The following is a 6,254-nucleotide window of genomic DNA, read 5'->3' on the forward strand; positions in this document are numbered from 1 at the left end:
GTGGAGTTTGGCATGGCAACGATTGCGTTCCTGCTCAATGGTGCCCCCCACCAGTGTGAGGTTTCACCGAACACGAGCATTTTAACCTTATTACGCGAGCATTTGGCGTTAACAGGCACCAAAGAGGGCTGCGCATCGGGTGACTGCGGTGCTTGTACCGTAGCCATTGGCGAGCAAAACGCTGACACCCACACGTTTACCAGTGCCAACGCTTGTATCACACCAGCCCATCAACTTCAGGGTAGGCATTTAGTCACCGTTGAAGGGCTAGCTAAAGAGGGGCATCTGCATCCAGCCCAGAAAGCGATGATCGAATGTCATGGTAGTCAATGTGGCTTTTGTACGCCGGGTATTATCATGTCGCTTTTCACTCTGCATAACGATCTTAACCAGCGGCCTGCTCCGCTAACTCCAGAACGCCTTGAAGCAACCCTGGGTGGTAACTTGTGCCGTTGCACAGGCTATCGCCCTATCCGGGATGCTGCGCTGCGCATGAATGACATACCTTATGAGCCCCCCCAATGGCACGACGCGGTGCTATCAACGTCAGAAGTGGATGCTGAAATAACAGATCCAGCAGGGAAAGCGCCTTTTTTTGCCCAGCCCTCATCCTTGGCAGCGCTAACACAGCTGCGTCAAGCAGCTCCTCAAGCGCGCTTGGTGGCAGGCGGCACAGACCTTTGGTTGGAAAGCACGCAACGCTTGGCTTCACTGGATCAGTTGATTGACGTTTCTCGCGTTTCTGAGCTTTTAACAGTAGAAGCGACAACGTTTGAAGGACAACCTGGCTGGTGGATTGGCGCCGGGGTCACCTATACTCAGCTTGAACCACTATTTGAAGCGCACTTCCCCGCCTTTGCTCACCTGCTGCACCGATTGGGCTCTCAGCAGATCCGGAACCGGGGAACGCTAGGTGGCAATATTGCCAATGCTTCTCCTATTGGCGATACGCCCCCTGTGCTACTTGCATTGGGGGCCCAGGTAGAATTTGCCAGCGTAAAAGGCAGCCGTTGCTTAGCGCTGGAAAACTTCTTTCTGAATTATAAGCAGACCGCCTTAGCGACCGATGAAGTCGTTTCACGAGTTTTTATTCCCAAGGCAATGGAAAGCAGCCAACTGCGCGTCTGGAAGCTTTCCAAGCGTCGCGAAGATGATATCTCTGCAGTTCTCGGTGCCTTTAGCTACCGCGTTGAACAGAATGTTTTACGTGATGTGCGGATTGCCTTTGGCGGTATGGCCGCCACTCCAAAACGCGCGCAAAGGGTCGAAGCTATACTTGAAGGCAGCGCTATTACTCGCGAGGCGTTTCGCGCCGCTCAGCAGGCACTCGATGATGACTTCCAACCCATGAGTGATGTACGTGGCAGTCAGCATTATCGCCAGCAAGCCGCCAAAAACCTACTTGAACGCCTCTATCTTTCTCTTTCAGCGCCCGACCACGAGGTGATGCTCCATGCGTACGCTCACTAAACTGGACGGCGACAGCAGCCGTGCCCGCCGTGATTTACATGATCATATCCAGGGATCTGGCCCTTTGGCACGCCATACGGTCGATAGCGCTGGTCGGCGTCAAGCAGGTAGCTCAAGCTTTCATGAGAGCGCCAAAAAACACGTTACCGGCAAAGCCGCTTATATTGATGATTTGGTACTGCCTGCCGACGCCCTGCATGTTGCGCTAGGCCTATCGCCCATTGCACACGGCACCTTAACGCAGCTTGATCTCAGCAGAGTGAAAGAGGCGCCTGGTGTGGTCGACGTGATTACCTTTCATGAGGTACCGGGGCATACCGATATCGGCCCTGTTTTTCCGGGCGATCCTATTTTTGTCGACCAAGAGATTAGCTACACAGGCCAATGCCTCTTCGCCGTTGCAGCAACCTCACTGCAAGCTGCACGCCGCGCTGTCAAGTTGGCCGCTGTCAGTATTGACGAGCAGCCCGCCAGTTTAGACCCGGTGGCTGCGACCGAGCGCGAAGAATTTGTGCGCCCTACACATGTACAGACACGTGGTAATTGGCAACAGGCGCTTGATCAAGCGGAACAGACAATAGAGGGAGAGCTATTCGTCGGTGGTCAAGAGCACTTCTATCTGGAAGGCCAGGCGTGCGTGGTTCATCCCACCGAAGATGAAGGCGTTATTGTCCATACTTCCAACCAACACCCCAGCGAAACCCAGAAGCTGGTGGCGGAGGTGCTTGATATTCCCTTTCATGCGGTGACGGTAGAAGTACGGCGAATGGGCGGTGGCTTTGGGGGCAAAGAGACGCAGGCTTCTCCCTGGGCATGCATCGCTGCCATTATTGCCCGCCGCACGGGTAAAACGGTTCGACTCCGTTTACCTCGCAGCGAAGATATGCGCGCAACAGGCAAACGCCACCCTTTTCATAATCGCTATCGGTTAGCTATTGACTCTCAGGGCGTGCTTCAAGGTGGCGAGATCACCGTGATCGGTGATTGTGGTTATTCGCCTGACCTTTCCGATGCCATCGTTGATCGCGCTATGTTTCATGCCGACAATGCCTACTCGTTAGGCGAAGCGCAGGTCACGGGTCATCGTGCAAAAACGCATACCGCGTCCAATACAGCTTTTCGGGGCTTCGGTGGCCCTCAGGGAATGATGATTATCGAAGCGGCCATGGACGATATTGCCCGCAAGATTGGTGAAGACCCGCTGACTATTCGTAAGCGCAATTTCTACCGCGATGGTCGCGAGGTTACCCACTATGGCCAGCAGGTCGATCAGCGGCAACTACTGCATACACTCGTTGAAACACTTGAAAGCGATAGTGAGTACTGGGCACGCCGCAAAGCGGTGAGCGACTTCAACGCCACTAGCCCTGTTATTAAGAAAGGGCTGGCACTTACTCCGGTTAAATTTGGCATTTCGTTTACCGCCCAGCATCTTAACCAGGCGGGCGCCCTTCTGCATGTTTACACCGACGGCAGCGTGATGATCAATCACGGCGGTACCGAGATGGGCCAAGGGCTACATACTAAAATTTGTCAGGTTGTGGCTCGCGAGTTGGGTCTGGATCTGGATAAAGTACGCATTACCGCTACGCGAACCGATAAAGTGCCCAATACCTCACCTACCGCGGCTTCTAGCGGTGCTGACTTGAATGGTATGGCGGCGCGGGATGCAGCGGGAAAGCTGCGTGAACGTTTATTCGACTTTGCTGCAGAGCATTTCACTGAGGGGTTGGATCGTGAAGGTATGCGCTTAGAGGATGGCATGCTGGTAGCAGGGATCGGCGAGAGTGAACGCCGAGTTCCTTGGGGTGAATTGGTACAAACAGCCTATCTCAATCGCGTTTCGCTATCGGAAAAAGGCTTCTACGCCACACCGCTCATTCACTATGATCGCTCAATCGGTCAAGGGCGCCCCTTTTATTACTACGCTTTTGGCGCGGCAGTGGCTGAAGTGAGCGTGGACACCTTAAGCGGCGAGTATTTAATAGACCGCGTCGACATTTTGCACGATGTGGGTGACTCACTAAATCCAGCCATTGATATTGGCCAAGTAGAAGGTGGCTTCATTCAGGGTATGGGCTGGTTAACCAGTGAAGAACTTAAATGGAACGATAAAGGCGCCCTGATCAGTGATGGTCCAGCGACCTATAAAATACCCACCTATGGTGATTTGCCCCCTACTTTCAACGTCGCACTACTGGAGGGTCACCCCAACTCCATGGCGAGCCTCTATCGCTCCAAAGCGGTCGGCGAACCTCCGTTTATGTTAGGTATCAGCGTGTGGTCGGCGCTACGGGATGCGCTATCTAGTCTAACCAACTATACAGCCTCCCCCCACTTAGATACGCCTGCTACCCCTGAGCGGGTTATGCAGGCAGCCAATGCTATCAGGGAGAAAGCGCTGTGAGTGATACGCTGGCTTCTGACTCCTGGCATGCAGCGCTGCACCGCTTACAGCGCGACGGCACGCCGCATGTTTTAGCCACACAGGTGACGAGTGCTGGCTCTACACCCCGCGAGCCTGGTGCGCGTATGGTCATCACCGCCGACGCTATCTTCGATACACTAGGGGGCGGTACGTTTGAGTGGCAAACTATTGCCGCAGCACGATCACGCTTAGTAGAGCATCGCTATGGACTCAGCTTAGAAGCTTTCTCTTTGGGTGGACGAAGCGGACAGTGCTGCGGCGGCTTTGTGAATATATTGCTGGAGGCTTTTCCTGGCGCGGAATCGCACCTGGCAATATTTGGTGCAGGTCATGTGGGCCAGGAAATTGTAAAGCTAAGCGCCCCGCTCCCTTGGCAGTTGCATTGGTACGACAGCCGTCGTGATGCGTTTTCTGGACACTATCAGCAACAGCCGCGACTGAGTTGCTACCCCCATCAAGATGCACAGCAAAGTGTTGCCGCCTTGCCTGCAGATACCCATGCGCTGGTATTAACACACAACCATGACGAAGACTATGCCCTAGTCGCCGCGCTGATCGAGCGCGATGACGTAGCGTCGATTGGACTGATTGGCTCTGACAGCAAATGGGCAAGCTTTCAAGGACGCCTTAAGCGCGATGGTTACTCTTCCGAACAAATTTTGCGCGTGCGAAGCCCCATCGGACACGTTCACGCCACTAAACTGAGTAATAAAACGCCCTACGCCATTGCGCTAACGGTGGTGACTGAACTGCTTTGGCTAACCGACACGCCCTCTTCTCAAGAAAACCGCGGTCTGGACTCCCAGGCATTGCGAACGCTAATGACCGACTCCCCGACAATCACGAGTTAATATGAATTCTTCTACCAATACGTTTATTCGTGCCGAATTGATAAGTTTTGCCCGCAACCCTGGCGATGGCGATACGCCCGAACCGGGCAGTTTAGAGCATTACGACGACGGATTGCTTTGGTTGAAAGGCCAGTATATTCATGCCGTCGGCCATTTCGCCGAACTCGCACCTTCACTACCCAAAGGTGCTGATGTTCTCGATTATCGCGACAAACTGATTATGCCGGGGTTTATCGATACCCACGTGCACTATGTCCAGCTAGATATCATGGCATCTTATGGCCGCCAACTGCTTGATTGGTTGAACGACTATACCTTTCCTGAAGAGTGCCGTTTTGCCAATCATGCCCATGCAGAAGCGCTATCAAATGCATTTTTAGATGAAATGCTGCGAGCAGGTACCACCACCGCTCAAGTGTTTGGCTCTAGCCATCCTGGCTCCATGGATGTCTTCTTTTCTGCTTGTCATAAACGGCATTTGCGTATGTTAGCTGGCAAGGTATTGATGGATCGTAACGCGCCAGAGGCGCTGCTGGATGGAGCGACGGGCATTGCCGATAGTGAACGACTTATTGAAGATTGGCACGGCAAGAGCCGACTAGGTTACAGCGTAACGCCTCGTTTTGCGCCTACATCGACCAAAACGCAAATGGACGCCGCTGGCGCTCTTCTCCGCAATGATCCTAGCCTTTGGCTACAGACACATTTGGCTGAAAACAGCGGTGAACTGGATTGGGTAGCCGAATTATTTCCCGGTAGCCGTGACTATTTATCAGTTTACGAAGAAGCAGGCCTCGTCGGCCCCCGCAGTACCTTCGCGCATGGCATCCATCTTGATAACGGCATGCGTAAGCGCTTGGCAGATCGAGGTGCCAACATTGCCTTTTGTCCCAGCTCCAATCTCTTCCTAGGCAGTGGGTTATTTGACCGTGAAGCTGCTAAACAGACGGGTATGGCATTTACTTTTGCCAGTGATATTGGCGCAGGTACCGATTTGTCAGGGTTTGGAACGCTGAAAGCCGCTTATCAAGTGGGCCAGCTAGGAGGGCAACCCCTTACCGCATGGCAAGGTTTCTATGGTTTAACCATGGGTAACGCAAAGGCGCTATCTCTGGATGACCATATTGGCCAGCTTGCTCCTTCTTTAGAGGCTGATTTTGTCGTGATCGACCCTCAGTCGACAACACTGCTTGCAAGACGCATCAGCCGCTGTACTACCCTTGGCGAGCGACTGTTTGCACTAATGATGCTGGCCGATGACCGCGCCATTTATGAAACCTGGGCAGGCGGTATCTGCCAACACCGCCGAGATTAAAAACACATATTCATTTATAAGTCTTTAACCGGGCGGCGAAAGCCGCCTTTTTATCGGCTGCTTTTCTTTCACGCACACAAAAAACCCAGCCGGGTGGCTGGGTTCTTCGTGGTATAGGTGCCTGACGATGACCTACTCTCGCATGGGGAGACCCCACACTACCATCGGCGCTAAGCGGTTTCACTGCTGA

Annotated in this window: 4 protein-coding genes; all 4 read left to right on the forward strand. The window is 53.4% G+C overall.

Annotation, left to right across the window (positions count from 1 at the left end):
• The first annotated feature begins 12 nt into the window (after positions 1-12).
• From xdhA to guaD, 4 genes are read left to right on the forward strand one after another with little or no spacing between them, the layout of a single operon-like run.
• The gene (gene xdhA, locus V8L71_RS08585; RefSeq protein WP_336273840.1) at positions 13-1,470 is read left to right on the forward strand and encodes a xanthine dehydrogenase small subunit; all 1,458 of its coding nucleotides are present in this window, start codon (positions 13-15) and stop codon (positions 1,468-1,470) included.
• A complete protein-coding gene (gene xdhB, locus V8L71_RS08590; protein WP_336273841.1) occupies positions 1,454-3,877 on the forward strand; it encodes a xanthine dehydrogenase molybdopterin binding subunit in 2,424 nt (807 codons plus the stop codon). The genes xdhA and xdhB overlap by 17 nt, the downstream gene beginning before the upstream one ends.
• Positions 3,874-4,749 carry a xanthine dehydrogenase accessory protein XdhC gene (gene xdhC, locus V8L71_RS08595; RefSeq protein ID WP_336273842.1) on the forward strand — a complete coding sequence of 292 codons (876 nt, stop codon included), beginning with the start codon at positions 3,874-3,876 and terminating at the stop codon, positions 4,747-4,749. The genes xdhB and xdhC overlap by 4 nt, the downstream gene beginning before the upstream one ends.
• Position 4,750: 1 nt before the next feature.
• Positions 4,751-6,064: a guanine deaminase gene (guaD, locus tag V8L71_RS08600; RefSeq protein WP_336273843.1), complete on the forward strand. Its 1,314-nt coding sequence runs from the start codon at positions 4,751-4,753 to the stop codon at positions 6,062-6,064.
• Positions 6,065-6,254: the final 190 nt, after the last annotated feature.

The organism is Vreelandella indica, assembly GCF_037070225.1.
GTDB lineage: Bacteria > Pseudomonadota > Gammaproteobacteria > Pseudomonadales > Halomonadaceae > Vreelandella > Vreelandella arctica.

What these genes read in the sequence shown, in the direction of transcription:
- guaD (WP_336273843.1), top strand. Translation starts at nt 4,751, where the DNA reads ATGAATTCTTCTACCAATACGTTTATTCGTGCCGAATTGATAAGTTTT.
- xdhB (WP_336273841.1), top strand. Translation starts at nt 1,454, where the DNA reads ATGCGTACGCTCACTAAACTGGACGGCGACAGCAGCCGTGCCCGCCGT.
- xdhA (WP_336273840.1), top strand. Translation starts at nt 13, where the DNA reads ATGGCAACGATTGCGTTCCTGCTCAATGGTGCCCCCCACCAGTGTGAG.